This is a genomic window from Haloferax sp. s1 (genome assembly GCF_058382125.1).
Genome location: NZ_JBZRPK010000378.1, coordinates 1 through 3,846 on the forward strand (window position 1 = coordinate 1; position 3,846 = coordinate 3,846).

Sequence of the window (3,846 nt, forward strand, 5' to 3'; positions counted from 1 at the left end):
TTCCAGCCGAGTCGACGTTTTCGGGCCAACCCCCCAGTAGTCTTCGAGTCGCATACCGGGGGCGTCTCACTGGGCCGTCTTAGGTCCTCTCGTCGGGCGACCACGTCGCTGTCATTCCCGGACGATTACGTCGCTATCACTCTCGGGTAGGCGTCGCTATCGCTCTCGGGTAGGCGTCGTTGCGGAGAAGAGAGATTAGTGAGACGTAACGCGCTGGTCGGTGCTTCTGGTTGTTGCATCGTCGCGCAGGAGGTGCTGTCCGGGCACCTCGGCGGGGTCACGTCCGAGGTCGTGGGCGGCACAGACTGCGAGGGCAGTCATGAGTGTCCGTACCGCATATTCGTGGTCATCGCGAGAACACCGAAGCGCCACCGGCCCGATGTCGAGTTGGTAGTACGGTTGAAGGTCGTCGCGCGAGGCGACACCTGCTTCGAGGTACTCTCCCCCGATTTCGACGAGCAGTGTGTGTAGGTGGATTAGTTCGTTCTTTTTCATGTAATGCACATATGTGCTTATCCAGCGTAAATGGCGCGGTGAAGCGTCCTTTTCGTCTTATATCTGTGTCGGCTAGAAATGAGTGTACGACCAGCAGACACGAACAAGACACGGTCTGCTCGGCGGTCGATTGCGCGGAAAGGGAGTTGGGGTGGGGCAGGGACACGTCCCCTGGGCGGAAAGAGGGGGGGGGAAGGGTTGTCGATATCCGCCGGCGGGGCCGTGCGGGCACGACGAGTGACCCGGGCAGGACACTGTGGGCACTTACTAGGAGGAACCAGGCGCTACTAATTCACCGCCCTACGTGATTAGGCTGAACTGGTCATGCCGGGAAACGCCCAAGTCGGTGGGGAGTGGAGTCGCAGTATGAAACTACAACAGGACACTGACCGGGGGTGGGTACCGACGGATGCCTGGTGATTCTCAGACGCAGGGTGGGGCGTCGTCAACTACGGAGCGAGAGCTTCAAGAGCGCCTCGGCATCCTTGCAACGTTCAACGAGGTCATCGCAGACGTTAACGAGACCATCGTCGACGCCTCGGCGCGCGCGGACATCGAACAGCAAGTGTGTGAACGACTCGTCCAGACCGACGAACTCCGGTTCGCGTGGGTGGGTGTCGTCGACGACGCGACTGACGCTGTCGAACCGCGGACGTGGGCGGGCGTCGAAGACGGCTATCTGGACGAGATGAATGTCTCGGTGGCGGCGTCCCGTCCCGGCGGAAACGGTCCTGTCGGGCGAGCAATCCGCACGAACTCGGTCCAAACGACACACAGCATCCCCGACGACTCGGATTTCGGCCCGTTCCGTGAGATTGCGGTCGAACGGGGCTATCGCTCCGCGGCGTCAGTTCCGCTGGTCTACGACGCCACACGGTACGGCGTACTCACGATGTACGCTGAACACGAAGGAGCATTCACGCCCGAGTTGGTCGAACCCATCTCGAATCTCGGCCACGCCGTCGCCCACGGTATCGACACCCACGTCCGCCGGGAACGTGAGCGCGAACTCGAACGCCGCGAGGAAATATTCTCGCGTATCGTCGAAGACATCGAAGAGTACGCCATCTTCCGACTCGACGCGGATGGCTGCGTCGAGAGTTGGAACCGGGGAGCAACGGCCATCAAGGGCTATTCAATCGACGACATTCTCGGCGAGCACATTCGGACGTTCTACACCGACGAGGACCGCGAGGCCGGACGTCCGAGTCAACTCCTCGAACGGGCGCGCCGCGAGGGTCGCGTCGAAGACGAAGGCTGGCTCGTCCGCGCGGACGGCACGCGGTTCTGGGCTGCTATCGCCATCACCGCGTTAACCGACGACGACGGGAAGGTCAACGGATTCGCCAAAGTAACCCGCGATATGACCGAACGAAAGCGCCGTGAGCAACAGTTAGACGCGGTATTCAACAGTACGTTCCAGTACATCGGGCTTGTCGAACCGGACGGGACCGTTCTCAAAGTGAACGACGCGGCGCTCGACCTCGTCAACGCCGACCGCGACGACATCGTTGGATTGCTCGCGTGGGAGACGCCGTGGTGGAACGGCGACGAAGAACGCATGGCCGACCTACAGGAAGCACTCGACCGCGCGAAAGACGGCGAGTTCGTCCGCTACGAGGTCGAAGTCGACGGGTCCTGCGGGGACCGTGCGGCGGTGATTGACTTCTCCGTGACGCCCGTCTTCGAGGACGGTGCAGTCTCGCTTCTCGTGCTCGAAGGCCACGACATCACCACCCGAAAAGAACGAGAACGCGAACTTCGACGCGAGCAAGAACGGTTGGAGTTCGTGAATCGAATCATCCGGCACAATCTCCTCAACGGTCTCAACGTGGTCGGAGCGCGTGCAGACATCGTCGGGGACTTCGTCGAACCAGCGGGCCAGACCCATCTCGACACGATACAGAACCGGGTTCGCGAGATGACGGACCTCGTGGGTACGATGCGGACGTTCATGAAAGTCATCGTCGAGCGCGAATCCCACGAGACGCACCCGCGGCCGATTCACGAAGCCGTCGAACACGGGGTGAAGACGCTCAGAACCGAATCACACGATGTTTCGGTATCCGTCAGTGGACTCCCTCGAATCTCGGTGGTCGCCGACGACTTACTGGACGAGGTAATCGAACATCTCCTGAAAAACGCCGTCCAGCACAACGACAAGCCGAACCCGGAAGTGACCGTGGAGGTCGCGCCCGGCGACGAAGTCGTCGAGCTTCGTGTCTCCGACAACGGGCCCGGCATTCCGGACGAAGAGAAACACCGAATCGTCGACAAACGCATCGAAGACCTGTCGAATCCGGGTAACGGATTCGGACTGTTTCTCGTCCGCGAAATCGTCGAGAGCTACGGTGGCGAGATTCGAATCGAAGACAACGAACCGAGCGGTGCGACGTTCGTAGTGACGCTCCCACGGGCGTAGTCGGTTTCGGCGAGACCACGCCCTGAACGTGTGGCAACGGCTAAATTCAACCTTCCACGATGGGCAGATATATTACTATCCAACGAGACTGTGTGTTCGATACGATGGTCACTGAACGCTCGGCACACGAGAGCCCAAGCCAGCGGGCCGCCGAGCAAGTCGTCCTCGTCGTCGACGACGACGAGGACCTCGCAGATACCTGTCAATACTGGCTCGACGGCGAACGGTTCACTGTCGAGACGGCGTACGGCGGTGAAGCGGCGCTTTCCCGTATCGACGAGCATGTCGATGTGGTCCTGCTTGACCGCCGAATGCCCAACGTCACCGGCGACGACGTGCTCGACGAGATTCGAGACCGCGGGCTCGACTGCCGCGTTGCGATGATGACCGCGGTCGAACCCGACACCGACATCGTCGACATGGCGTTCGACGCCTACCTCGTCAAGCCAGTCTCGGAAGCCGAGGTCAAAGAGACGGTCGAAGAACTCCTCGTTCGGTCGGACTTCGAGTCTGAAGTCCGCGAGTATTTCGCCCTCGAATCGACCGAGGCGGCACTCGAAAGTCGTGAAGTCGAGAAGCTCCGTGAACCGGAAGCGCTCGACGACCTCCGTGGGCGACTCGAAGCGGTGCGCGCCGAACACGAGGCGGCGATTCAGAACCGGGAAGCACAACTCGACCGTCTCAGCCGCGTCAACGGTCTCATTCGCGACATCGACCGGGCACTCATCGACGCGCGGACGCGCGATAAAATCGAACAGACCGTCTGTGATTCGGTTGCGGCCGCACACGAAGCCGCGTACGTGCTCAGACGGACCGCTGCCGGAACACACCGATGTACTGCCAGCGCGGGCCTCAGTGTTGAACCGGAGGCAGTCGACCTCAGTTTCGTCGATGAGGCCTTCGACAGCGACGGAATCGTCGGCGACGGC

3 protein-coding genes are annotated in these 3,846 nt (G+C 61.2%); 2 read left to right on the forward strand and 1 reads right to left on the reverse strand.

Translation table 11 applies throughout. The features are described from left to right. Positions 1–195: 195 nt before the first annotated feature. A complete protein-coding gene (locus tag QT222_RS04770) occupies positions 196–495 on the reverse strand; it encodes a UPF0058 family protein (RefSeq protein WP_491476472.1) in 300 nt (99 codons plus the stop codon). A gap of 409 nt (positions 496–904) precedes the next feature. Here QT222_RS04770 and QT222_RS04775 point away from each other — a divergent pair, with 409 nt between their 5' ends. Next, on the forward strand, positions 905–2,917 hold the full coding sequence (locus tag QT222_RS04775; protein ID WP_491476473.1) for a sensor histidine kinase: 2,013 nt from the start codon (positions 905–907) through the stop codon (positions 2,915–2,917). A 104-nt stretch (positions 2,918–3,021) separates the two neighbouring features. After that, a partial coding sequence (locus tag QT222_RS04780) for a response regulator transcription factor (RefSeq protein WP_491476474.1) occupies positions 3,022–3,846 on the forward strand: 825 nt, incomplete at its 3' end.